This is a genomic window from Rhodococcus sp. Z13 (genome assembly GCF_025837095.1).
Taxonomy (GTDB): domain Bacteria; phylum Actinomycetota; class Actinomycetes; order Mycobacteriales; family Mycobacteriaceae; genus Rhodococcus; species Rhodococcus sacchari.
This window is the reverse complement of the sequence record NZ_CP107551.1, coordinates 1,981,860-2,006,036: the sequence shown is the minus strand read 5'-3', so window position 1 is coordinate 2,006,036 and position 24,177 is coordinate 1,981,860. Positions and strand designations below refer to the sequence as shown.

Annotated in this window: 23 protein-coding genes; 11 read left to right on the top strand and 12 right to left on the bottom strand. The window is 70.2% G+C overall.

Going from position 1 to position 24,177, the window contains the following annotated elements; translation table 11 throughout:
* Window positions 1-57: 57 nt before the first annotated feature.
* The 3 genes from OED52_RS09185 to OED52_RS09175 all read left to right on the top strand — a co-directional run bounded on the left by OED52_RS09185 (window position 58) and on the right by OED52_RS09175 (window position 3,497).
* Window positions 58-633 (top strand): DUF3000 domain-containing protein, encoded by a 576-nt coding sequence (locus OED52_RS09185; RefSeq protein WP_264154323.1) that lies wholly within the window; start codon window positions 58-60, stop codon window positions 631-633.
* Window positions 634-776: 143 nt separating this feature from the next.
* Entirely contained in the window at window positions 777-2,168 is a 1,392-nt protein-coding gene (locus OED52_RS09180; protein ID WP_264154322.1) for a WS/DGAT/MGAT family O-acyltransferase, read from the top strand.
* A gap of 69 nt (window positions 2,169-2,237) precedes the next feature.
* On the top strand, window positions 2,238-3,497 hold the full coding sequence (locus tag OED52_RS09175) for a ribonuclease D (RefSeq protein WP_264154321.1): 1,260 nt from the start codon (window positions 2,238-2,240) through the stop codon (window positions 3,495-3,497).
* Window positions 3,498-3,502: 5 nt separating this feature from the next.
* On the opposite strand, the gene OED52_RS09170 is transcribed toward OED52_RS09175, so the two are convergent.
* Window positions 3,503-4,264, bottom strand: coding sequence for an oxygenase MpaB family protein (locus tag OED52_RS09170; protein WP_264154320.1), 762 nt, complete (start codon window positions 4,262-4,264; stop codon window positions 3,503-3,505).
* Window positions 4,265-4,599: 335 nt separating this feature from the next.
* Here OED52_RS09170 and OED52_RS09165 point away from each other — a divergent pair, with 335 nt between their 5' ends.
* Entirely contained in the window at window positions 4,600-5,997 is a 1,398-nt protein-coding gene (locus tag OED52_RS09165) for a sugar porter family MFS transporter (RefSeq protein ID WP_264154319.1), read from the top strand.
* 131 nt (window positions 5,998-6,128) lie between these two features.
* On the opposite strand, the gene dxs is transcribed toward OED52_RS09165, so the two are convergent.
* The 5 genes from dxs to OED52_RS09140 all read right to left on the bottom strand — a co-directional run bounded on the left by dxs (window position 6,129) and on the right by OED52_RS09140 (window position 13,745).
* Window positions 6,129-8,075: a 1-deoxy-D-xylulose-5-phosphate synthase gene (gene dxs / locus OED52_RS09160; protein ID WP_264154318.1), complete on the bottom strand. Its 1,947-nt coding sequence runs from the start codon at window positions 8,073-8,075 to the stop codon at window positions 6,129-6,131.
* A gap of 155 nt (window positions 8,076-8,230) precedes the next feature.
* The gene (locus tag OED52_RS09155; RefSeq protein ID WP_264154317.1) at window positions 8,231-9,832 is read right to left on the bottom strand and encodes an MDR family MFS transporter; all 1,602 of its coding nucleotides are present in this window, start codon (window positions 9,830-9,832) and stop codon (window positions 8,231-8,233) included.
* Entirely contained in the window at window positions 9,829-10,287 is a 459-nt protein-coding gene (locus tag OED52_RS09150) for a MarR family winged helix-turn-helix transcriptional regulator (protein WP_264154316.1), read from the bottom strand. Before OED52_RS09150 ends, OED52_RS09155 begins: the two co-directional genes overlap by 4 nt.
* Before the next feature lie 153 nt (window positions 10,288-10,440).
* Complete coding sequence (locus OED52_RS09145) at window positions 10,441-11,670, bottom strand: class I SAM-dependent RNA methyltransferase (RefSeq protein WP_264154315.1); 1,230 nt, start codon at window positions 11,668-11,670, stop codon at window positions 10,441-10,443.
* Window positions 11,671-11,720: 50 nt separating this feature from the next.
* The gene (locus OED52_RS09140; RefSeq protein ID WP_264154314.1) at window positions 11,721-13,745 is read right to left on the bottom strand and encodes an APC family permease; all 2,025 of its coding nucleotides are present in this window, start codon (window positions 13,743-13,745) and stop codon (window positions 11,721-11,723) included.
* Between the two features lie 172 nt (window positions 13,746-13,917).
* On the opposite strand from OED52_RS09140, the gene OED52_RS09135 reads away from it, so the two are divergent.
* Window positions 13,918-14,583: a potassium channel family protein gene (locus OED52_RS09135; protein WP_264154313.1), complete on the top strand. Its 666-nt coding sequence runs from the start codon at window positions 13,918-13,920 to the stop codon at window positions 14,581-14,583.
* Between the two features lie 40 nt (window positions 14,584-14,623).
* Window positions 14,624-15,277: a potassium channel family protein gene (locus OED52_RS09130; protein ID WP_264154312.1), complete on the top strand. Its 654-nt coding sequence runs from the start codon at window positions 14,624-14,626 to the stop codon at window positions 15,275-15,277.
* On the opposite strand, the gene OED52_RS09125 is transcribed toward OED52_RS09130, so the two are convergent.
* The gene (locus OED52_RS09125) at window positions 15,274-15,984 is read right to left on the bottom strand and encodes a DUF3159 domain-containing protein (RefSeq protein WP_413247735.1); all 711 of its coding nucleotides are present in this window, start codon (window positions 15,982-15,984) and stop codon (window positions 15,274-15,276) included. The two genes, OED52_RS09130 and OED52_RS09125, sit on opposite strands and share 4 nt — an antisense overlap.
* A gap of 49 nt (window positions 15,985-16,033) precedes the next feature.
* Complete coding sequence (locus OED52_RS09120; protein WP_264154310.1) at window positions 16,034-16,408, bottom strand: OB-fold nucleic acid binding domain-containing protein; 375 nt, start codon at window positions 16,406-16,408, stop codon at window positions 16,034-16,036.
* A 151-nt stretch (window positions 16,409-16,559) separates the two neighbouring features.
* Between OED52_RS09120 and OED52_RS09115 the strand changes: the two genes are divergently transcribed.
* The gene (locus tag OED52_RS09115; RefSeq protein WP_264154309.1) at window positions 16,560-17,333 is read left to right on the top strand and encodes an alpha/beta fold hydrolase; all 774 of its coding nucleotides are present in this window, start codon (window positions 16,560-16,562) and stop codon (window positions 17,331-17,333) included.
* Between the two features lie 19 nt (window positions 17,334-17,352).
* On the opposite strand, the gene OED52_RS09110 is transcribed toward OED52_RS09115, so the two are convergent.
* Both OED52_RS09110 and dut read right to left on the bottom strand, forming a co-directional pair.
* On the bottom strand, window positions 17,353-18,153 hold the full coding sequence (locus tag OED52_RS09110) for a DUF3710 domain-containing protein (protein ID WP_264154308.1): 801 nt from the start codon (window positions 18,151-18,153) through the stop codon (window positions 17,353-17,355).
* A gap of 1 nt (window position 18,154) precedes the next feature.
* Entirely contained in the window at window positions 18,155-18,625 is a 471-nt protein-coding gene (gene dut / locus OED52_RS09105) for a dUTP diphosphatase (RefSeq protein WP_264154307.1), read from the bottom strand.
* Between the two features lie 128 nt (window positions 18,626-18,753).
* On the opposite strand from dut, the gene OED52_RS09100 reads away from it, so the two are divergent.
* Window positions 18,754-19,185 carry a DUF3093 domain-containing protein gene (locus OED52_RS09100; RefSeq protein WP_264154637.1) on the top strand — a complete coding sequence of 144 codons (432 nt, stop codon included), beginning with the start codon at window positions 18,754-18,756 and terminating at the stop codon, window positions 19,183-19,185.
* A gap of 117 nt (window positions 19,186-19,302) precedes the next feature.
* On the opposite strand, the gene OED52_RS09095 is transcribed toward OED52_RS09100, so the two are convergent.
* Window positions 19,303-19,605, bottom strand: coding sequence for a DUF4193 domain-containing protein (locus OED52_RS09095; protein WP_264154306.1), 303 nt, complete (start codon window positions 19,603-19,605; stop codon window positions 19,303-19,305).
* A gap of 366 nt (window positions 19,606-19,971) precedes the next feature.
* Between OED52_RS09095 and cei the strand changes: the two genes are divergently transcribed.
* Complete coding sequence (gene cei / locus OED52_RS09090) at window positions 19,972-20,652, top strand: envelope integrity protein Cei (RefSeq protein WP_264154305.1); 681 nt, start codon at window positions 19,972-19,974, stop codon at window positions 20,650-20,652.
* A 174-nt stretch (window positions 20,653-20,826) separates the two neighbouring features.
* On the opposite strand, the gene OED52_RS09085 is transcribed toward cei, so the two are convergent.
* Window positions 20,827-21,708: an inositol monophosphatase family protein gene (locus OED52_RS09085; RefSeq protein ID WP_264154304.1), complete on the bottom strand. Its 882-nt coding sequence runs from the start codon at window positions 21,706-21,708 to the stop codon at window positions 20,827-20,829.
* 166 nt (window positions 21,709-21,874) lie between these two features.
* Here OED52_RS09085 and ppgK point away from each other — a divergent pair, with 166 nt between their 5' ends.
* Together ppgK and OED52_RS09075 are read left to right on the top strand one after the other, a co-directional pair.
* Window positions 21,875-22,660 (top strand): polyphosphate--glucose phosphotransferase, encoded by a 786-nt coding sequence (gene ppgK / locus OED52_RS09080; protein WP_264154303.1) that lies wholly within the window; start codon window positions 21,875-21,877, stop codon window positions 22,658-22,660.
* A gap of 134 nt (window positions 22,661-22,794) precedes the next feature.
* Window positions 22,795-24,162, top strand: coding sequence for an RNA polymerase sigma factor (locus tag OED52_RS09075; protein WP_264154302.1), 1,368 nt, complete (start codon window positions 22,795-22,797; stop codon window positions 24,160-24,162).
* The last annotated feature ends 15 nt before the right edge of the window (window positions 24,163-24,177 follow it).

Below are 24,177 nucleotides of genomic sequence, written 5' to 3'. Positions count from 1 at the left end.
GCCGGAATCGGCGCGCCTCCCGCGTGCGGTGCGTCACCGGCACTAACGTCCGCATCCGTGACCACCTCGCCAGCCGAGCCGGCCCGCTTTCGCGCTGCAGTCGATGCCATGAACGCGGCCACCGTGCGGCCGGAGATCGAGGTCGGCCCGATCCGCCCTCCGCAGCGGCTCGCGCCGTACAGCTATGCGCTCGGCGCCGAGGTGCTGCACGACGAGGCCGATCGGGTCCCCGAGCAGTCGGAGGGCGACGCGTTCGGGCGGCTCATCCTGCTCTACGACCCGGAGGGCGACGAGGCGTGGCACGGCACCACGCGGCTCGTGGCGTACATCCAGGCGGATGTCGACGAGACCCTCGCCGCCGATCCGCTGCTGCCGGAGGTCGCGTGGAGCTGGCTGGTCGACGCGCTCGAGGCGCACGGGGAGGCGATGACGGCGCTCGGGGGCACGGTGACGGCGACGACCTCGGTGCGTTTCGGCGACATCGCGGGCCCGGCCCGCGCGCACCAGCTCGAGTTGCGGGCGTCGTGGACGCCGCGGACCGACCGGCTCACCCCGCACGTGGAAGCGTTCTGCGAGGTCCTCGCCTATGCCGCCGGGCTTCCCCCGGTCGGGGTCTCCCGCCTGCAGCGCTGACCGTCGCGCGCCACATACCGGGTACGGCTCTCCTCGAACGAACATCGACGTGGCTGAACATCGACGTGCTCTCGCATCGTGACGGTTCCACAGGTGAGCGCGTTGCGCGCGCATATTTCTAGAACAAGTTCTATTGTTGGGGCATGCAGCGACTCAGCGGCCTCGACGCCGGATTCCTCTATCTGGAGACACCCAGTCAGCTCCTGCACATCTGCGGGCTGATCGTCCTCGATCCGTCCACCGTCCCCGACGGGTACAGCTACGCCGCCCTGCGGGACGAACTGGCCGCCCGGCTGCCCGCGGTACCGCAGTTCCGGATGAAGATCGCCGACAACCCGCTCAACCTCGACCATCCGGTCTGGGTCGACGACCACGACTTCGACCTGGACCGTCACCTGCACCGCATCGCCGTGCCCGCCCCCGGGGGCCGCGAGGAACTGGCCGAGCTGTGCGGGCACATCGCGGCCCAGCCCCTGGACCGCTCGCGGCCGCTGTGGGAGATGTGGGTGATCGAGGGCCTCGAGGACGGCTCCGTCGCGGTGGTCGCGAAGATGCACCACGCCGGTGTCGACGGAGTGAGCGGCGCGGCGTTGCTCGCCCAGCTGTGCAGCCTCGATCCTTCCGATCCGCATCCCGAGCCCGCCGCGTCCGGCGCCGGCGACGCGACCGATCTCGCCATCGTCGTCGGCGGGGCCGTCAACGTCGCCCTGCGCCCGCTGCACCTGCTCAAGATCCTGCCCGCCGCGGTGGGTTCGGTGACCTCGTGGATCGCGCGGGCCCGCCGCGGCGACGCCATGCCCGCCCCGTTCACCGCACCGCGCACCAACTTCAACGGCACGATCACCGGGCACCGCAACGTCGCGTTCGCCCAGCTGGATCTCGACGACGTCAAAGCGGTCAAGAAGGCCTTCGGGGTCACCGTCAACGACGTGGTCACCGCGCTGTGTGCGGGGGCGCTGCGGCGCTATCTCGAGCGGCGCGGCGAACTCCCCGACTCGCCGCTGGTCGGGATGATCCCGGTGTCGGTGCACGGGGTCTCCGACCGGCCCGGCCGCAACCAGGTCTCGGCGATGTTCGCCGAACTCCACACCCACATCGCCGACCCGGCCGAGCGGCTGCGGGCCCTGGCCGACGCCAATTCGGTGTCCAAGGAGCACAACGCCGATCTCGGCGCGAACCTGCTGCAGGACTGGTCGCAGTTCCTCGGGGCCGTGGTGTTCGGCTCGGCCATGCGCGCCTACGCCGGGCTGCGGCTCGCCGAGCGGCACCCGGTGATCCACAACCTCGTGATCTCCAACGTGCCCGGCCCGCCCTTCCCGCTGTACTTCCTCGGCGCGCGGATGACCGGGATGTACCCCTTCGGACCGATCTTCCACGGCGCGGCACTCAACATCACGGTGCTCTCGCTCGACGGGATGCTCGACATCGGCATGATCTCCTGTCCGGATCTCGTGCCCGATCTGTGGCAGCTCGTCGACGACTTCGCCCCCGCCCTCGAGGAGCTGCTCGCAGCGGCGGAAGCCCTGCAGCGATGACCGGCGGATTCGCCCCGGCTCGCCGTGTGAGGAATCGCACCGGCGCCGCACAGCGCTAGAGTCACGCCCATGTCGGCAGTACAGAACCGCGATGCAGGGCACGACGACGGCACGCCCGTGCCGACCGTGCCGCTCCTCGAACCGCGCGACGGGGTCCCGGAGGTGGTCACCACCGCCGCCGGTGTCGCCGAGGCGGCCGCGCTGCTCGCCGGTGGACACGGCCCGCTGGCCGTCGACGCCGAGCGGGCCTCGGGTTACCGCTACTCGGCGCGGGCGTATCTCGTGCAGCTCCGGCGCGACGGTGCGGGCACCGTGCTGCTCGACCCGATCCCGACCCGGGACGATCTCGCGCCGCTCGCGGACGTGATCAACGACCTCGAATGGGTGCTGCACTCCGCCGACCAGGACCTTCCCGGGCTCGCGGAACTGGGGCTGCGGCCGGCGGCGCTGTACGACACCGAACTCGCGGGCCGGCTCGCCGGTTTCCCCCGGGTCGGACTGGCCGCGATGGTCGCCGAGGTGCTCGGCCTCGAACTGCGCAAGGGCCACGGCGCGGCCGACTGGTCCACCCGCCCGCTGCCCGAGTCGTGGCTGAACTACGCCGCGCTCGACGTCGAACCGCTCGTCGAACTGCGCGACGCGATGGCCCGCGAACTGGACCGGCAGGGCAAGGGCGAGTGGGCCGCGCAGGAGTTCGAGCACGTCCGCCTGGCCGGTCCCCCGGCGCCGAAGCCGGAACGGTGGCGGCGCACCTCGAAGATCCACGTCATCAAGGATCAGCGGGGCCTGGCCGTGGTCCGGGAGCTGTGGGCCGCGCGCGACGAGATCGCCGCGCGCCGCGACATCGCGCCGGGCCGGATCCTGCCGGACTCGGCCATCATCGCGGCGGCCGAGGCGACCCCGACGACGATCGAGGAGTTGCGGGCCCTGCCCGTCTTCGGCGGACCCCGGCAGCGACGGTCCTCACGGGTCTGGCTGAGCGCGATCGAACGGGCGCGGGCGCTACCGAAGGAGCAGCTGCCCCCGCTCAGCCCTCCCCTGACCGGCCCGCCGCCGCCCGGCAAGTGGGCACGGCACCATCCGGAGGCCGCGGCCCGGCTCACCGCCGCGCGCGGCGAACTGGCCACGCTGAGCGAGGAGGTGTCGGTGCCGGTCGAGAACCTCGTCAGCCCCGAGCTGGTGCGCCGGGTGTGCTGGGACTGGGAGGTGCACACCGACGCCGACGTCGAGACCTACATCGAGCGGCGGTTCGTCGAGGGTGGTGCGCGGCCGTGGCAGCGGCAGCTGACCGTGCCCCGGCTGACGAAGGCACTGACCGGGTCGGAGTGACGAGGTTACGCAGCGGCCGCTTCGGTCCGGGAGGCCGGCGCGGCGGCGAAGCGACGCCGCGCGTCACGCAGCACCAGCTTCTTCGGTAGCTGCCGAAGGCTCGCGGGCAGGGCGCGATAGGCGGGGGCCGCGACCTTCATGACGCGGTCGAACCACTTCTGGTGGGTCTCGGTCCAGGTGAAGCCGTAGGCCCGGCGGATCCGCGGGTCGAGCATGCCGAGGGTGAGGAAGCGGTTCACCGCCATCGCGGGCCGCAGGAGGACCGGCAGGTCGCCGCCGGCGAGCAGCGCGCGTGCATAGCGGCGGACCGTGTCGTCGATCTCGAGATCGTCGACGACGCTGTGCCAGTAGGCGTCGAAGGCCTCGAGGTCGGCGGGCCACAGCTCGGCGGGCACCTGCAGCGAGGTGCCGTAGACGGAGAACTCCTGGTAGAGCCGCTCGACCTCGGCGCGGTCGAGCGGACCGAAGAACCGTTCGTAGATGTCGCGGCCGCCGTGGAACATCACCGCCGCGATCCACAGCTGCAGCGCCGGATCGAACGCGTTGTAGCCCTCCGAGCGCACCGGCCCGTGGGCACGGTTGACGAACCGCACGACCCGCCGGCGCTCCTCCTCGTCACCGAACGCCACGAGGAAGATGTACGCGCTCGTGTTGCGGAAGCGTGTGATCGGGTCGGTCAGCGCCTTGCTGTGTTCCACCACACCGTGCCCCACCGGGGGCAGCGCGATCTCCATGAGGAAACGTCGCGGTGAGCTGAGAAGGAACACTGCTTCACCAACCACACCCCGAACGGTGGGTTCCGGCCGTCGGCTCATCATGGACACGAGAATGAATGTCCAGATCATCGGTGTCAAGGCGAGGTCCGACCGAGCGGTCCCGAAGGTCGGACCCCCGAGCGGATGGAGAGAATCCTTCTTAACTTCCCGGCCCTTGCCGGGATCGCGGACCGGCTTCCCTGGTTCCCCGCCGGGCCGTCGATGTGGGCGGATTCTCGCCCGAAGAGGCCGTTCTGCGCAGGTCCGCAGCGTAATGTCCCCTGAGCAATACAAGTGTTCTGTACTTTTCCGCGTCCGTCGTGACGCGTTCAATCAGGAGTGTTTTCGTGACCCAACCTTCGTCCGCGCATGCGGCGAAAGTCATCGCCGTCACGGTGGCGGCGGCCGTGGGCGGCTTCCTGTTCGGTTTCGACAGTTCGGTCATCAACGGTGCAGTCGATTCCATCCAGGGCGATTTCGGTCTCAGTTCGTTCGTGACGGGTTTCGCGGTGGCGATCGCCCTGCTCGGGTGCGCGGTCGGTGCGTGGTTCGCCGGCCGGCTCGCCGACCGCTGGGGCCGCCGCCGGGTGATGATGCTCGGCTCGGTGCTGTTCGTCGTGTCGTCGATCGGGTCGGGCCTGGCCGTCGGTGTCCCGGACCTGATGCTGTGGCGCGTCCTCGGCGGTCTCGGCATCGGTATCGCCTCGGTGATCGCCCCCACCTACATCTCGGAGATCGCCCCCGCCCGTTACCGCGGCGCGCTCGCGTCGCTGCAGCAGCTCGCCATCACGCTCGGTATCTTCGCGGCTCTGCTGTCCGACGCGATCCTGCAGAACGCCGCGGGCGGCGCCTCCAACGAGTTGTGGTGGAATCTCGAGGCCTGGCGCTGGATGTTCATCGTCGGTGTCGTCCCGGCGGTCGTCTACGGTGTGCTCGCGCTGATGATCCCCGAGTCGCCGCGTTATCTCGTCGGTCAGGATCTCGACGAGGAGGCCGCCGAGATCCTCGCGAACGTCACCGGTGAGCTGCGCCCGAACGAGCGGGTGCAGGAGATCAAGCTGACGCTGCGCCGCGAGTCCAACGCCTCCTTCGGCGACATCCGCGGCCCGGTGTTCGGTCTGCAGCCGCTGGTGTGGGTCGGCATCACCATGGCGATCTTCCAGCAGTTCGTGGGTATCAACGCGATCTTCTACTACTCGACGACCCTGTGGAAGTCGGTCGGCTTCACCGAGAACCAGTCGTTCACGACCTCGGTGATCACCGCGGTCATCAACGTCGTCATGACCTTCGTGGCGATCCTGTTCGTCGACAAGCTCGGTCGCCGTCCGCTGCTGATGACCGGCTCGCTCGGTATGTTCGTGAGCCTGCTGCTCGCGGCGATCGCCTTCTCCCAGGCCACGGGCAGCGGGGACGACATCGAACTGCCCGCCCCGTGGGGTGCCCTGGCCCTCGTCGGCGCGAACGTCTTCGTGATCTTCTTCGCCGCCACCTGGGGCCCGATCATGTGGGTGATGCTCGGCGAGATGTTCCCGAACCGTATGCGCGCGGTGGCCCTGGGCATCAGCACGGCCGCGAACTGGATCGCGAACTTCACGGTCACGCTGGCGTTCCCGCCGTTGACCTCCACGCTGGGTCTGTGGGTCCTCTACGGCCTCTTCGCGTTCTTCGCGCTGTTGTCGTTCTTCTTCGTCAAGGCGCGGATCCCCGAGACCAAGGGCATGGAACTCGAGGAGATGCACTCCTGACGGACGGTTCCCGTCCGTCCGACGGCGACGGCCGTCGAGGTCCACAACGAGCGAAGGCCGCGCACCGGTTCGGTGCGCGGCCTTCGTTCGTTCCGAGTCCTGTGGTGAGCGGATCCCTGTGATGGATCCGTTCAGCCCGCTTCGCGGTCGGTCTGCTCGACGGCCGAGGGAGCCGCACCGGCGACGGGGGTGTCGTCCAGGCCGGCCACCCAGCCGGTGATCTGCCGGGCGACGTCCTGCGCGGTCAGGCCGAGTTCGGCGTGGATCTCGCTGCGCGAGGCGTGGTCGAGGAACCGCTGCGGGACACCGAGATCGCGGGTGGGCACGTCGACGTCGTGACGGCGCAGCGCCGACGACACGGCGGAACCGATGCCGCCGTGCACACCGCTGTCCTCGACGGTGACGACGAGCCGGAAGTCGCGGGCGAGGTCGACGACCGCGTCGGGCACGGGCAGCACCCAGCGCGGGTCGACGACGGCCGCGTCGATGCCCTGCCGGGACAGCCGCTCGGCGACGTCCAGCGCGAGGGACGCGAACGCGCCGACCGCGACGATCAGCACGTCGCCGCGCCGGTCCTTCGGCATGCGCAGCACGTCGACCGTGCCGTCGATGCGTTCGACGGCCGGGATGTCGTCGCCCACGGCGCCCTTGGGGAAACGCAGCACGGTGGGGCCGTCGGAGACGGCGAGAGCCTCGCCCAGTTCCTCCCGCAGCGTCGCGGCGTCGCGCGGGGCCGCCGCGCGCAGGCCGGGCACGATGCCGAGCAGCGACAGGTCCCACATGCCGTTGTGGCTGGCCCCGTCGGAGCCGGTGATGCCGGCGCGGTCGAGCACGATGGTGACGGGCTGCTTCAGCAGCGCGACGTCCATCAGCAACTGGTCGAAGGCACGGTTGAGGAAGGTCGAGTAGACCGCGACCACCGGGTGCAGCCCGCCCAGGGCCAGGCCCGCGGCGGAGGTGACGGCGTGCTGCTCGGCGATGCCGACATCGAAGGTGCGGTCGGGGAAGCGCTCACCGAACTTCGCCAGGCCGGTGGGGCCGGGCATCGCGGCGGTGATCGCCACGAGGTCCTCGCGCTGTTCGCCGAGGGCGATGAGTTCGTCGGCGAACACCGACGTCCAGTCCGGGGCGGAGGACGACGACTTCGACCGCCCGGTGCGGGGATCCATGATGCCGGTGGCGTGCATCTGGTCGGCGAGGTGGTTCTCGGCGGGGGCGTAGCCGGCGCCCTTGCGGGTGACGGCGTGGACGAGCACCGGGCCGCCGTACGCCTTGGCGCGGCGCAGCGCGGACTCCATCGCCTGCTCGTCGTGCCCGTCGACCGGTCCGAGGTACTTGATGCCGAGGTCGGTGAACAGCACCTGGGGACTGACCGCGTCCTTGACCCCTGCCTTCATGCCGTGCAGGACGGAGTAGGCCACCGAGCCCACCCACGGCAGGCGCTTGACGAAACGGCGGCTGTTGTCGAGGACCTTCTCGTAGCCGGGGCGCAGCCGCAGTGCCGCGAGGTGGTCGGCGAGACCGCCGATGGTGGGGGCGTAGGAGCGTCCGTTGTCGTTGACGACGATCACCAGCGACCGGTCCTTGCCGGCGGCGATGTTGTTGAGGGCCTCCCAGCACATGCCGCCGGTCAGCGCGCCGTCGCCGACGACCGCGACGACCGTGCGGTCCGACTCACCGGTGAGCTTGTAGGCCTTGGCGAGACCGTCCGCGTAGGACAACGCGGCCGAGGCGTGCGACGACTCGATCCAGTCGTGTTCGCTCTCCGCACGGCTGGGATAGCCGGACAGGCCGCCCTTCTGGCGCAGGGTGTCGAACTCGTCGCGGCGACCCGTGAGGATCTTGTGGACGTAGGCCTGATGGCCGGTGTCGAACAGGATCGGGTCGCGCGGTGAGTCGAAGACCCGGTGCAGGGCGATCGTCAGTTCGACCACACCGAGATTGGGCCCGAGGTGGCCTCCGGTCGCCGCCACTTTCTGGACGAGAAATTCGCGGATCTCCCCCGCGAGCTCGGTGAGCTCCACGGGGGAGAGCCGACGCAGATCGTCGGGCGACTGGATGCTGGACAGAACACCCAACTGGACTAGCTCCCTCCGGCTCGTACCTCGCGCGAGTCGCGCGAGCAGTTTCCTCAGTCTACGGAGCGCCGGAGCGGGGCGATCCTTCGTATCGCTCCCGTGAACGACGCCACATCGGGGTCAGCGACGAACCGGATAACCCGCCGTGAGCCGTGTCACCCCTGCGAGGGGACGTCGGCCCGATCGGTTGCCGGCTTCTCCTCGACGAGGTCGATGGTGGTACGCAACGCCCGGTTGGGAATCAGCACCACTGCTATCAGAGTAACCACAGCGAAGGCGGCGGCCACCAGGAAGAGGGTGCCGGTCGCATCGCCGTAGGCGTACCGGATGACCTCCGCCACAGGGGCGGGCAGCGCGGACATGTCGAGACCGCCGGTGGAGCCACCCGAGGAGGTGTCGATGCCGAGCTTCGCCAGGCCCTCGGCGGACAGGGTCGTGACGCGGCTGGCCAGGATGGAGCCGAGCACCGACACGCCGATCGCGCCGCCGAAGGTACGGAAGAACGCGACGGAGCTGCTGGCCGCGCCGATGTTGCGCACGCTGACGGTGTTCTGCACGGCGAGCACGAGATTCTGCATGAGCATGCCGGTGCCGAGGCCGACGATGGCGATGTAGAGGCCGATCACCCACATGGAGGTGAGGTGGTCGAGGCTGCCGAGCAGACCGAAGCCGATCAGCTGCAGCACGGCGCCGCCGATGAGGAAGCCCTTCCACTTGCCGAAGCGGGTGATGAGCTGGCCCGAGAGCATCGACGAGACGAGGGTGCCGGCGACCATCGGGATGGTGAGCAGGCCCGCGGCCGTGGGGCTGTAGCCGCGCGCGGTCTGGAAGTACTGCGTGAGGAAGGTCGTGGCACCGAACAGGCCGATACCGACGGCGACGGACGCGATGATCGCCAGCCCGGTGGTGCGCTCGGTGACGATCTTCAGCGGGATGATCGGGTCGGCGACCTTGGATTCGACGATCAGGGTGGCGACGAGCAGGACGACACCGGCGCCGACGTAGAGGGCGGACTCGGTGGAGATCCACTCGTAGTAGCCGTCCTTGCCGGCGAACGACACCCAGATCAGCAGCACGCTCACGGCGGCGGTGATGAGGGTCGCGCCGAACCAGTCGATGCTGACGTCGTCCTTGCGGACGGTCGCGATGTGCAGGGTGCGCTGCAGCAGGACGAGCGCCACCACGGCGATCGGGACGCAGACGTAGAAGCACCAGCGCCAGCCGAGCGTGTCGACGATGACACCGCCGAGCACGGGTCCGCCGGACATGGCCACGGCCATGACCGCGCCCATGTAGCCGGAGTACCGACCGCGCGCGCGGGGCGGGATGATGCTGCCGATGATGGCCACGACGAGCGCGGTCAGGCCACCCATGCCGATGCCCTGGATCACGCGGGCGACGAGCAGGATCGGCACGTTGTGGGCGACACCGGCCAGCACGGATCCGGCGACGAAGATCAGGATGCCGAGCTGGACGAGCAGCTTCTTGTTGAACAGGTCGGCGAACTTGCCCCAGATGGGGGTCGAGGCCGCGTTGGCGAGCAGCGCCGTGGTGATGACCCAGGCGTACTGGGTCTGGGTGCCGTTCAGGTCGGCGATGATCGTCGGCAGGGCCGTCGAGACGATCGTGCTGCTCAGCAGCGCGGTGAAGAGGGCCGCGAGCAGACCCGAGAGCACCGCGAGGATCTCGCGGTGCGTCATCTGCTCCTCGTCCGCGGGAGCGGCGGGCTGCGAGCCCGATCCGGAGACTGTGGTCATGAATTGGTCCTTCGGGTATCGATGACGAGCGGAGCCAGCGACGCGGTGAGCCGCTCGAGGGTCGTGATGGCGTCGGCGATCTCGCCGGCGTTCCAGTCCTCGAGTTCGGCGGAGAGCCGTTCGGTCCGGCGTTTCTTCACGAGCTCGAGGATCTCGATGCCCGCGACCGAACAGCTCACCCGGTGAGCGCGGCGGTCGTCGGGATCGGGATGCCGGTCCACGAGGCCCCGCTCGACGAGTTCGGCGATCTGTCTGCTGAGCGACGACTGGCTGACGCACATCTCCACGGCGAGCTCGCTGGGGCGGCACTCCCCCATCCGTGCGAGCACGAACAGCACCGCGACGAGTGCTGGGGGAAGCACGTCGGTGTCGTGGTGCACGAGGGCACCACGCAGTGTGCGGCCGAACAGGAAGATGGCGTCGGCGAGTTCGTTGGCCCGGGACTTGTCCGGCACCGCGCACCTCCGACCGACGAAAACTAATTGATTACGTCATGCAACGATAACAGTTGTTTGCGGACCGCAAGCACTCGTAGGACGCAATTCACACCGGCGATTCATCCCCACCGAGGCGTCGCGCCCGGCACCGCGCGACGCCCCCGCCCGGCTTCAGCGGGTGAACAGCGCGATGCACTCCACGTGGTGGGTGGACGGGAACGCCGCGAAGGCCCGCACGTCCGCCAGCTCGAATCCGTGATCGCGGTACAGGCCCACGTCCCGACCGAAGGACGCCGGATCGCACCCCACGTGCACCACCCGGCGCGGTCCGGCCTCGGCGACCGCCTCGACCACCTCGCGGCCCGCACCGGCCCGCGGCGGATCGAGGACGACCACCTCGGGGGCGGGCAGGTCCGCGATCACCCGCTCCACCCGGCCGTGCCGGAACGACACCTGCTCGAGATCGGCGAGCGCCTCGGCACCGTCGTCGACGGCCATCCGGGAGGATTCCACCGACACCACGCGTCCGCGGGGTCCGACCTGCCCGGCGAGGGTCGCCGCGAAGACACCGACGCCACCGTAGAGATCCCACGCCGTCGCCCCCTCGGAGGCCTGGGCCCACTCGCCCACCACCTTCGAGTACAGCCCGGCCGCCCCACGGTGCGCCTGCCAGAACCCCGTCGCGGACAGCCGCCACTCCCGGTCGCCGACCCGCTCGACCACCCGGCCTGAGCCCTCGACGACCTTCTCCGGCCGCGGTGCGCTCGCCGCGGCACGCCGCGCGGCCGCGCCCCGCCGGCCCTGCCGCCGCGCGCCCCCGGACAGGACGGGCGGGGCGATCTCCACGACGTGCCGCTCACCGTCGGCGTCGAGCACGACCTGCAGTTCCGCGCCCGGCTGCCACACGCGGTCGGCCAGGCCGATGTAGGCGCGCGGATCGATCTGCGGGCAGGCCAGTTCCGGCACCACCTCGTTGCTGCGGTAGCGCCGGTAGCCCGGGTTGCCCACGACGTCCACGGCGAGCCGCACCCGGGTGCGCCAGAGGGTGCCGTTCGAGGCGCCACCGGGCACCTCCTCGACCTCCACCTCGCGTTCCACTCCGCCGAGGCGGCGCAGCTGCTCGGCCACCACCGCCCCCGTGAACCGCCGCTGCGCCTCGACCGTCATGTGCGACAGGTCGCAGCAGCCCGCGCCCTCCGGACCGGAGATCGGGCAGACCGGGTCGACGCGGTCCGGCGAGGCCTCGAGCACGTCGACCACGTCGGCGAAGCAGAACGACCCGCCGCGATCCTCGGTGACGCGGGCGAACACCCTCTCCCCCGGCACACCGTGCCGGACGAACACGACCCGTCCCTCGTACCGGGCGACGCAGGCACCGCCGTGGGCGGGATTGCCCAGCATCACCTCGATCCTCCGTCCGGACCAATCCGTGCGCGGATGCGCGTGACGATTCACCGCGGTTCCTCCTCGTTGTCGAACTCTTGTCGCCGTGCGTCCGGCATACCCTCGCGCGTGCCCTCGGGGACCCCACCCCGATCGGCGGGCACCTGCGCCGACGAACGCAGCTGCCACGGCACGCTGGTCACCATCACCCCCGGCTGGAAGAGGAGTCGGCTCTTGAGCCTCAGTGCGCTCTGATTGTGCAGGAGCTGTTCCCACCAGTGCCCCACGACGTACTCCGGAATGAAGACGGTGACCACGTCGCGGGGGGAATCCCGCCGGATCCGCCGCACGTAGTCGAGCACCGGCCGGGTGATCTCCCGGTAGGGCGACTCGACGACCTTCAGCGGCACCGTCAGGTCGCTGTCCTCCCATTCGCGCACCAGGCGGCGCGTGGCCTCGTCGTCGACGTTGACGGTGATCGCCTCGAGCACGTCGGGGCGGGTCGCACGGGCGTAGGCGAGCGCGCGCATGGTGGGCAGGTGCAGCGTCGAGACCAGCACGATCGAGTGGGTGCGGCTCGGCAGCACGCCGTCCCATTCGGCGCTCTCGAGTTCCGCCGCGACCGAGTCGTAGTGGCGGCGGATGGACTTCATCACCCCGAACGCCACGACCATCGCCGCCACCGCGATCCACGCGCCGACGGTGAACTTGCCGATCAGGACGACGAGCAGCACCGTCGCGGTGGACACGAGACCGACGGCGTTGATCGTGCGCGAGCGCTGCATCCGGCGGCGGGTGACCGGGTCCTTCTCGGTGCCCAGTTCCCGGGTCCAGTGCCGCACCATCCCGGCCTGGCCGAGGCTGAAGGCGACGAACACACCCACGATGTACAGCTGGATCAGCGCGGTGACCTCGGCACGGAACACCCACACGAACACGATGGCGAGACCGGCGAGGAACAGGATGCCGTTGCTGAACGCCAGGCGATCACCGCGCGTGTGGAACTGCCGCGGCAGGTAGCGGTTGCGTGCCAGTACCGAGCCGAGCGTCGGGAAACCGTTGAAGGCGGTGTTGGCCGCCAGGACCAGGATCACGGCGGTGAGCACCATCAGCAGGACGAACCCGCCGGGCACGCCGCCGAGGATCGTCTCGGCGAGCTGCCCGAGCAGGGTCTTCTGCTCGTATCCCTCGGGGGCGCCGCGCAGCTGGGTCTGCGGATGCTCGGCGACCACCACACCGAGGCGGTCGGCGAGGAAGACCACCCCGAGGAACAGGGCGACGGCGAGAGCGCCGAGCACCGCCAGTGTGGTCGCCGCATTGCGGGCCTTGGGCTTGCGGAAGGCCGGCACCCCGGTGCCGATCGCCTCGACACCGGTCAGGGCCGCGCATCCCGACGAGAACGCGCGGGCCAGCAGGACGACGAACGCCACGGCCGTCAGGTCGGACTGCTCGGCGACGAGTTCGAATCCGGCCGACTCGGCGCGCAGCTCGTCACCGAGGACGACCACCCGGAACAGGCCCCATCCGAGCATTCCCATCATGGCCGCGAGGAACAGGTAGACGGGCACCGCGAACGCGATCCCGGACTCGCGGCGCAGACCCCGCAGGTTGATACCGGTCAGCAGCACGATCGCCGCGAGCGCGAACAGCACCTTGTGCTGGGCGACGAACGGGACCGCCGAGCCGATGTTCGCGGCGGCGGAGGAGATCGACACGGCCACGGTGAGGACGTAGTCGACCAGCAGGGCACTGCCCACCGTCAGACCGGCCGTCTCCCCCAGATTCTTCGTCGCGACCTCGTAGTCGCCGCCCCCGGAGGGATAGGCCCGCACCGTCTGCCGGTAGCTGGCGACGACGATGACGAGGACGATCGCGACGGCGACCCCGATCCACGGCGAGAACGCGTAGGCCGACAGGCCGGCGACGGACAGAACGAGGAAGATCTCCTCGGGCGCGTAGGCGATCGAGGACAGCGCGTCCGAGGCGAAGATCGGCAGCGCGGTGCGCTTGGGCAGCAGTTCGTGCCCGAGAGTGTCGCTGCGGAAGGGCCGACCCAGGAGGAGCCGCTTCGTCGCGGTGGAAAGCTTGGACACGCGCAAAGCCTATGCGGTCGCGGCCCCTCGGTACCCGATCGGACACCGATACGGCCTTCCGGCGGGGTGGATGTCGGTCCGGAACACCGCCCGGACGTGCAGGCGGTACCGTTCGATCGGCGGGCCGTACTCGGCCCGCCGCGAAGTCTGTCGACCTGAACGGAGTCCGTGGGTGTACGTGGTGGTGATGGGGTGTGGCCGGGTCGGTGCGGCCGTGGCCGGGGCCCTCGTCCGGCTCGGCCACGAGGTGACGGTCATCGACCGGGACGAGAGCGCGTTCGCGCGCCTCGGCGACGACTTCCCCGGCCGGACCGTGCTGGGCATGGGTTTCGACCGCGAGGTGCTGATCTCGGCGGAGATCGAGCGCGCCGACGCGTTCGCGGCGGTGTCCTCCGGCGACAACTCGAACATCATCTCGGCGCGGGTCGCGCGGGAGAACTTCGGGGTCGAGCGGGTCGTCGCGCGCATCTACGACGAGAAGCGCGCCGCGGCGTACGAGCGTCTCGGCATCCCCACGGTCGCGACCGTGCCGTGGACCACCGACCGGTTCCTGCACGCGCTCACCCGCGACAGCGAGACCGCGCGGTGGCGTGATCCCACAGGGTCGGTCGCGATCGCCGAGGTCGTCGTGCACGAAGGGTGGGTCGGCCGGCGGGTGACCGAGCTCGAGGAGGCCATCGGCGCCCGGGTGGCGTTCCTGATCCGGTTCGGTACGGGTCTCCTGCCTGACCGCAAGACCGTGATCCAGGCCGAGGACAGCGTGTACATCGCGGCGGTGTCGGGATCGGTGGCCGAGGCGATCACACTGGCCGAGAACGCACCGGTGGACGAGGAGTGACCGGCCCGGTACGTCCGCCGTCGAGCGAGAGGAAGCGTGGATGAAGGTGGCCATCGCGGGTGCGGGCGCCGTGGGGCGTTCGATTGCCCGGGAACTGCTGCGCAACGCGCACGAGGTGATGCTGATCGAGCGGAAGCCCGAGCACGTCGAGCCGGACGCGATCCCGGGGGCGACCTGGGTGCACGCCGACGCCTGCGAGCTGAGCTCGCTCGAGTCCACCGGTCTCGAACAGTGCGACGTGGTGATCGCGGCGACCGGTGACGACAAGGCCAATCTCGTACTGAGCCTGCTGGCGACGACCGAGTTCGGTGTCCCCCGGGTGGTGGCGCGGGTCAACGATCCGCGCAACGAATGGCTCTTCGACGAGTCGTGGGGCGTGGACGTCGCCGTGTCCACCCCGCGGATGCTCGCAGCACTGGTGGAGGAGGCCGTCACTGTCGGCGACCTGGTGCGGCTGATGACGCTGCGCAAGGGTGCGAACCTCGTGGAAGTGACCCTGCCGGACACCACCGCGCTGGCCGGCAAGCCGGTGCGGAAGCTGGAGCTGCCCCGGGACGTCGCGCTGGTGACGATCCTGCGCGGTGGGCGCGTGATCGTGCCGCAGCCGGACGACCCGCTCGAGGGCGGCGACGAACTGCTGTTCGTCGCGGCGGAGGAGGTCGAAGACGAGTTGCGCCGGGCGGTGAACCGTTAGTCGGTGAACCGCCGGTGGCGGGCCACCGTGTCACCATCGGCCGCCATGTCACCATCGGCCGCTGTGTCTTCCCCGGTCTCGTCCGGGCTGCGGGCGGGCGGCGGCTCGACGATCCGGTCGGCGCGGCGCACCGCCCAGAGCGTGACGAGCAGTGCCACCGCGGTCAGGGGCCAGCCCATGCCGATGCGGGCGGCCGCGAGCCAGCCCGTCCGGTCGGCGTCGTAGAGGTGGTTCTGCACGAGATAGCGGGCGATGAACACCAGCGCCCACACGACGGTCGCGACGTCGTAGGCGCGCACCGCCGTCGGGTGCGACCGCCAGCGCGAGCCCTGCCCGTTGAGCATCCCCCAGATCACGCCCACGAGGGGCCGGCGGACCAGCACCGACAGTACGAACGCGCCGCCGTAGACCAGGCTGGCGTAGATGCCGAACAGGAAGTAACCCTTTGCGTCGCCGGTGCGGTGGGCGATGAAGGCGCAGAGCGCAACACCGAAGAAACCGGAGATCGCGGGCTGGATGGGGGTACGTCGGATCAGGCGCCAGACCAGCACCCCGAACGCGACGGCCAGGGCCGCCCAGATCGCGACGGTCAGTCCCCACACGCTGTTGACGGGAACGAAGACGAGCACCGGCAGTGTCGAATAGATCAACCCGCCGAGGCCGCCGAGTTGTTCGAGCATCGTCTGCTGGTTGCTGTCGCTCACCATACGAGGGTGCCACATCCCCCGGGAGGGGTGGACACGGCCGACACGGCGGTCAGGCCGGGTCGCGCAGTTCGTAGTAGGGGTTGTAGATCACCTTGCGACCGTCGCGCTCCCCCACCCGGCCCCGCACCGTGAGGGTGCGGCCGGGTTCGATGCCCGGGATGCGGCGGCGGCCGATCCACACGAGCTGGATCGAGTCGGTGCCGTCGAAGAATTCGGCCTCGACCACGGCGGCGGCGGCCCGCGAGCCGGACTCCACGCTGCGGAGCCGCCCGAACATGGTCACTTCCTGACCGCGAGTGCACCGGACCACGGGTAGCGCGCCCGTCGAGCTCGACGATTCGGCCATCTCCTCGGCGTCGAGTTCCTCGATGTCCTCGGTCAACCGCCGGGTGAGCCGACGCAGATAGCCGGCCGGGGAAGGCATAGCACGCTCCTGTACTGAAGGGGGGCACGCAGAGCGTGCCCCCGAAACGTCTTCGATCGCCACTGTAGACCCAATTCCGGCGAATACAAGCCGCGGCGGACGGCACCCCCGCGGTGACCGGCCGCCGGTGGGGTCGGGCAGGATCGTCCCCATGACCGACACTCCAGCGACGTCCGGTCCGGCGCCGGTGGCCGCGCGGACCGCGGTCCTGCTACCCGGCACGGGTTCCGACGCGGTGTTCGCGGAGAAGGCGTTCGGCGCCGAGGCACGCCGGCGCGGCCTCGTGCCCGTGGCGGTGGACCCGGATCCGCGGGCCGTGGTGGACAGCTATCTGGCCGCCCTGGGCCGGGCCGCCGCGGACGGGCCGATCGTCGTCGGTGGCGTGTCCATCGGGGCGGCGGTCGCGCTGCGGTGGGCCTTCGACCATCCGGAACGGGTGGTGGGCGTGCTCGCCGCCCTGCCCGCCTGGACCGGGAGCCCGGACGACGCTCCGGCCGCGGCGAGTGCCCGCTGGACGGCGTCCGAACTCCGGGCCCACGGGCTGGAGGCGGTGACGGGGGCGATGACGGCGTCGAGCCCGGCCTGGCTTGCCGGGGAACTGGGCCGGTCGTGGCGGGCGCAGTGGCCCGACCTGCCGTCGGCCCTCGACGAGGCCGCCCGGTACCGCGCGCTCGACGTCGAGGACCTGCGCGGCGTCACCGTTCCGGTGGGCATCACCGCCGCGGTGGACGACGCGGTCCATCCGCTCGGGGTCGGACAGCAGTGGGCACGGGAGATCCCGCGGGCCCGGCTGGAGACGGTCACCCTCGACCGGATCGGCGAGGATCCCGGGATCCTCGGGGTCCGCTGTTTCGCCGCGCTGGACGAAGCCGCCCGAGCGGCAGCGCTGGACGAGGCCGCCCGAGCGGCGGGCCCGATCCCGTAGGCGAGCGTCCTGTGGACGGCTAGAAGCCGAGCTGCTGCATCGCCGAACCGGATTCGCCGCGGCGCGGCGGGGTCTGCTGCTGCGGCTGCGCGGGAGCCGGCGCGCCCTGCGGCTGACCCGCCGGAGCGGCCTGCCCCGCCTGTGCGGCCTGCTGCCGGGCCGCGAGCTGCTGCTGTTGCGCGGCGGCGAGCTGCTGGGCCAGTACCGCGGGCAGCACGACGGGCAGCGGTGTGCGCACCGGGTGCGGATCGGAGCCGCGGCGCACCACGGTCTGCGCGACCACCGAGCGGGCGACGGCGACGAGTTCGGAACCGGCGTCGGCGTTCCCGGACGGTGCAGCCACGACGCAGCGGAGCATCCACCGATAGCCGTCGACGCCGATGAAACGCAGGTCCGCGTTCGCGGTCTTCCCGTGCAGCTCGCGACCCCACGGGCCCTCCTCGATGCTGACGGTGGCCTTGTCGTTGCGCAGCGACTCGGCGAGCTCACCGGCGACCTCGCGCCACTGCCCCGGCGACTTGGGAGCCGCGTAGGCGGAGACGGTGATGCGGCCGTGCTGCGTCACCAGGTGCACGTTCTGCGGGGCGCCGTTCGGTGCCATCTCGACCTGGATCTGCCCGCCGGGCGGGATCGGAAGGAGAACGGAACCGAGGTCCAGGCGGGAGGCGGTGGCCGCTTCCTCACCGACCTCGTCGATGTCGTAGGGGCCCTCCTCGGGCGGGGTGGGAGCGGAGTCGTCGGCGGTGGTGTCGACCTCGTCGATCGCGGCGTCGGCCGCGGTGACGTCGGACCCACGGTTCTTGCGGCGTCGTCCGAACATGTCAGGAACCTTCCTTCACGAGGCCGGCGTGCCCACCGCTCGACCCGTAGCCTCCGGCGCCGCGCGCGGTCTCGTCGAGTTCGTCGACCTCGACGAAGTCGACCAGTTCGACCCGTTGCACGAGCAGCTGGGCGATGCGGTCACCACGACGGAGTTCGATGGAGTTCTCGGTGTCGTGGTTGATCAGGCACACCTTGATCTCTCCACGGTAGCCCGCGTCCACGGTGCCGGGCGTGTTCACCACGGACAGGCCGAACTTCGCGGCCAGACCCGAGCGCGGATGGATGAGACCCACCGTGCCCAGGGGCAACGCGACCGCGATGCCGGTGCCGACGAGCGCTCGCTCCCCCGGCCGGAGGGTCACGTCCACGGTGGTGCACAGGTCCACGCCGGCATCGCCCTCGTGGGCGCGCGTGGGTACGGGAATGCCCGGGTCGAGACGACGCAGCGGGATCGGGGGAAGATCGGTCACGTGGACCGAGACTACTCCGCGGAGACGGGCCACCCGGTGCAGGCGACTATCCTTACGGTGTGTCTCGATCCTCGCACTCCCGGCCGGAAGCCCCCGCGGCCGCCGGTACCCCGACGTTCTCCGAGCGGATGTGGGTGCCCTGGTGGTGGTGGCCCCTCGGTCTGGGTGTCGCCGCACTGCTCGCCGCCGAACTCCACATGGGAGCGCCGGGCCTGTACGCGTGGCTGCCCTACGTGATCCTGTTGCCCCTGCCCGTCTGGGTGCTGTTCCGCATGTCCCGCAGCAAGGTGGAGGTGGTCGACGGCGAGCTGGTCGTGGGCCGTGCGCACCTGCCCGTCGGCGTGGTCTCGCGCGGTGTGGTGGTCCCGGCCTCTGCGAAGAGCGCCGCGATGGGCCGGCAGCTCGATCCGGCGGCCTTCGTGCAGCACCGCCCGTGGGTGAAGACCATGGCGCTGATCGTGCTCGACGATCCCGACGATCCCACGCCGTACTGGCTGATCAGCACGCGGCATCCCGCGGAGCTGCTCACCGCACTGGGCTGTGATCCCGCCCGGGGCTGACATCCCGTTCGCAGCGATCCTGCTGCTGGCACACGTGAGAACGACCGACCGGGTGCCGCGGCCCAGCCGCGGTCACCCGGTCGTCTCGTTCCGTCGGGGTGTGTTCCCCGCTCGCCGTCAGGCCGCGCAGTCGCGGCAGATCAGCACCCCGTTCTCGTCGCTCGCGAGCCGGCTCCGGTGATGGACCAGGAAGCAGCTCGAGCACGTGAACTCGTCGGCCTGCTTGGGAACGACACGCACCGACAGTTCTTCTCCGGACAGGTCCGCACCGGGCAGCTCGAAGGACTCGGCGGTATCCGATTCGTCGACGTCCACGACCGCGGACTGCGCCTCGTTGCGCCGCGCCTTCAGTTCCTCGAGTGAGTCCTCCGACACATCGTCGCTGTCGGTCCGCCGCGGTGCGTCGTAGTCAGTCGCCATTTCCCTTACCTTCTAGTACTCGTGCTGATGGCCGGCCGGGACACGGAACGGTGCTCCCGGCCAGGGCAACGCACGACCGTCCGATGGAGTTCCCGACGGGTGTGCCACCTCCCGGGGCATACCCGAATTCACTCGTTTTGTGTGCCATGTCGTTGCTTCTTCTTCGACTCGGCCGCCGAACAATAGCCGACGCCGCGAGCGGATATGCAATCGATCCGCGAAAACGTCGAAAATTGTCCGCCAATCGTCATCAACACCACAACGACTCGTGACATTTCCTGCCCGCCACCGTTCCGCCACCGGCGGTGCAGACCTCTACAGTGAGTGCGACGATCCGTGGGACACGACGACGAGAGGCAGGGCCACGTGGTTTCCCTGATCACCGAAGGCAGCGCAACCGACGACCACGGCCGGCCGTTCCCCCGGCGCCGTGTCGTCCCGGCCGCCGCGGCGGGTGCGGTGCTCGCGGCGATCACCCTCGTCGTGTGGATCTCGGTGTTCAGCGCCTCCGAGCCCACCACCACGACGCTCGCGTGCAACGCGCCCCCGGCCACCGCGTCCGACCCGGACGGCCCCCAGCCGGCCCCGCTCGGCGACGTCGTCGACCGCTCCACGCTGCTCGAGGTCGATCCCGCGCCTCTGGCGAACACGCGGGTGCGCGTCTACAACGGCAACGGCGAACGCGGCCAGGCCAGCCACGTCGCCGCCCAGCTGAGCGACTACGGCTTCTCCAACCCTCCCGACGTCCAGGCCGGCAACGACCCCGTCTACGTCGACCAGAACCTGCAGTGCCAGGGCCAGATCCGCTTCGGCGAGGCGGGCCGGGCCGCCGCGTCGACGGTGTGGCTGGTCGCCCCCTGCGCCGAACTCGTGCAGGACGGCCGGGAGGACGACACCGTCGACCTCGCGCTGGGGACCTACTTCAAGGACGTCTCCCCCTCCCCCGACGCCGAGGAGGTCCTGCGCGCACTGCGGGAGGTCTCACCGGGCGACTCCGCCCCGCTCGACCTGGATCTGCTCACCGCCGCACGCAGCGCGCGGTGCTGACTCCGCGCCCCGCGCGGTGCTGACTCCGCGCCCCGCGCGGTGCTGACTCCGCGCCCGGGGGTACTCGGGCGTCGCGCCGTGCTCGGGTTCGGAATCACGTTACGAACCGACCATTCCGTTCTGCATCACATTTCCGAGAAAAAGTGAACGCATATTCCGATCCGGGCGAAACCGTCAATTCGGAATTGCGTCGAGTGCGCCGATTTCGTTCAGCAGCGCCTCGAACTCCGCGGCGATCCCCGGCGCCACGGCGAGCGTGATCTCCCCCGCCTCGGCCGATCCGGCGGGCAACCGGATCACGGCACCGGCCTCCGCGGCGATCAGCGAACCCGCCGCCCAGTCCCAGGGGGACAGTCCGTGCTCGTAGTGCGCGTCGACGCGGCCCGCGGCGACCATGCACAGGTCGAGTGCCGCCGCCCCGACCCGCCGGATGTCGCGTACCCGCGGCAGCAGCGCCGCGACCAGTTCCCCCTGACGGGCACGCCGCTGGGTCGAATACGAGAAGCCGGTGGCGACGAGCGCCAGCGCCGGGTCGGTGACCGGATTGCAGCGCAGCGGAATCCGCGCACCGCCCGTCTCGAGGTGCGCGCCGAGTCCCTCCGCGGCCGAGTAGGTGTCTCCCGACGCGATGTCCACCACGGCACCGGCCACCGAGTGCCCGTCGACGCTCGCCGCCACGGACACCGCCGAGGCGGGTAACCCGTAGACGAAGTTCACCGTGCCGTCGATCGGGTCGACCACCCAGGTCACGCCGCCGTCCTTGCCTGCACCGCCGGGCCGGCCGTCGGCCCCGGTCTCCTCCCCGAGGAAGGCGTCCCCGGGCCGGAGCTCGGCCAGCCGCCGCCGGATGAGGTCCTCGCTCTCGGTGTCGGCCAGCGTCACCGGGTCGGTGACCGTCGTCTTGGTCCGCACCGACCCGGACTCCGGGGATCCGGGGGGACCGAACAGTTCCGCCCGCCGGGCACGGACGTGCACGGCCGCTTCGCGGGCGACCGTGACGGCCACCTCGCGCAGCGTGGACAGTTCCGCTTCGGTGAAGGTTCTCTCGCGTCGCACCCGCCCATCCGAACACACGCTCCCGGCTTTCTCCAGTGTGTGCGGCGTCCCTGCACGGCAGACACTATCGTTGCCACACAGCCGCACCAGGCTTCACGGCACAGCCGCACCCGGCTCTGCGGCACAACCGCACCGGCCCGGTCCCATCAGCGAGAGGAAAACTGCCATGGCTCAGGACGTCCCCACGGAGTCACCGGATTCGGCGAATCTCGGATTCGGTGTCGACATCGGGGGCAGCGGCGTCAAGGGCGCCGTGGTGGACCTCGCCACCGGCGAACTCGTCGGTGAGCGCATCAAGCTCCTCACCCCGCAGCCGTCCACTCCCGATGCCGTCGCGGAGACCGTCGCGCAGATCGTCGACCAGGCCGGATGGACCGGTCCCGTGGGCGTGACCCTGCCCAGCGTGGTCACCGGCGGAGTGGCCCGTACGGCCGCGAACATCGACGCCTCGTGGATCGGCACCGACGCCCGCGCCCTGTTCTCGCGGGTCCTCGGAGACCGCGAGGTGTCGGTGCTCAACGACGCCGACGCCGCCGGTATCGCCGAGGACCGGTTCGGTGCCGCCAAGGGCACCGACGGAGTGGTGATCCTGCTGACCTTCGGCACCGGGATCGGTTCGGCGGTCCTGCACAACGGCGTCCTGCTGCCGAACACCGAGTTCGGGCACATGGAGGTCGACGGCAAGGAAGCCGAGCACCGCGCCGCCTCGTCCGTGAAGGAACGCAAGGACCTGTCGTACAAGCAGTGGGCCAAGGAGGTCTCGCGGGTGCTCGAGCGGTTCGAGGCCCTGTTGTGGCCGGATCTGTTCATCGTCGGCGGCGGAATCAGCCGCAAGCACGAGAAGTGGGTGCCGCTGCTCACGAACCGCACACCCGTCGTCCCCGCGGAACTGCGCAACGCGGCGGGAATCGTGGGAGCCGCCTACGCTGCGAAAACAGGTGTCACTCCCTGAGTCCGGCGCATCCGGCCGCCGAGGGATCGTTACAATGGTCCACAGCCGGCCGGAACCGGCCCCCATCCCGACAGACCTCTCCGCCGGAACCACTCTGGCGCGACGCCGCACTACCTCGTCACGAAAGGGCGTACGTGGCAGCCACCGACATCCACACCGCTGATTCCTCCCCCGAATCGGCACCCGTTGCGGACGCTTCGGGCGTCGCCAACGCTGCGGACTCCACGGCAGGCACCGCACCGAGTGCGAAGCCGGCGAAGAAGGCCGCAGCCAAGAAGGCCCCCGCCAAGAAGGCCGCAGCCAAGAAGTCGCCTGCCAAGAAGACCGCTGCGAAGAAGACCGCCAAGAAGGCCGCAGCCAAGAAGTCCACCAAGGCCGCAGGCGCCGGTGAGGACGATTTCGACGCCGCCGACGAGGCCGATCTCGCCGATCTCGACATCTCCGAGGGCGATCTCGCCGTCGAGGAGGTCGTGGTCGAGGACGACGAGCCCAGCGAGAAGGACAAGGCCTCCGGCGACTTCGTCTGGGACGAGGAGGAGTCCGAGGCGCTGCGGCAGGCCCGCAAGGACGCCGAGCTCACCGCCTCGGCCGACTCGGTCCGCGCCTACCTCAAGCAGATCGGCAAGGTCGCCCTCCTCAACGCCGAGGAGGAGGTCGAGCTGGCCAAGCGCATCGAGGCCGGCCTGTACGCGACCCACCTGCTCCAGCAGTACGCGGAGAAGGGCGAGAAGCTCCCTGTCGCGCAGCGCCGTGACCTGAACTGGATCTGCCGCGACGGCAACCGCGCCAAGAACCACCTGCTCGAGGCGAACCTCCGTCTCGTGGTCTCGCTCGCCAAGCGCTACACCGGCCGCGGCATGGCGTTCCTGGACCTCATCCAGGAAGGCAACCTCGGTCTGATCCGCGCGGTCGAGAAGTTCGACTACACCAAGGGTTACAAGTTCTCGACCTATGCCACCTGGTGGATCCGTCAGGCCATCACCCGCGCCATGGCCGACCAGGCCCGCACCATCCGTATCCCGGTGCACATGGTCGAGGTCATCAACAAGCTCGGTCGCATCCAGCGCGAACTCCTCCAGGATCTGGGCCGCGAGCCCACGCCGGAGGAACTCGCCAAGGAAATGGACATCACGCCGGAGAAGGTGCTGGAGATCCAGCAGTACGCGCGTGAGCCCATCTCCCTCGACCAGACCATCGGCGACGAGGGCGACAGCCAGCTCGGCGACTTCATCGAGGACTCCGAGGCGGTCGTGGCCGTCGACGCGGTCTCCTTCACCCTGCTGCAGGACCAGCTGCAGTCGGTGCTCGAGACCCTGTCCGAACGCGAGGCCGGCGTCGTCCGTCTGCGCTTCGGTCTCACCGACGGTCAGCCGCGCACTCTCGACGAGATCGGCCAGGTCTACGGCGTGACGCGTGAGCGCATCCGCCAGATCGAGTCGAAGACCATGTCGAAACTGCGCCACCCGTCGCGGTCGCAGGTGCTGCGCGACTACCTCGACTGACCACGAGTTCGACGA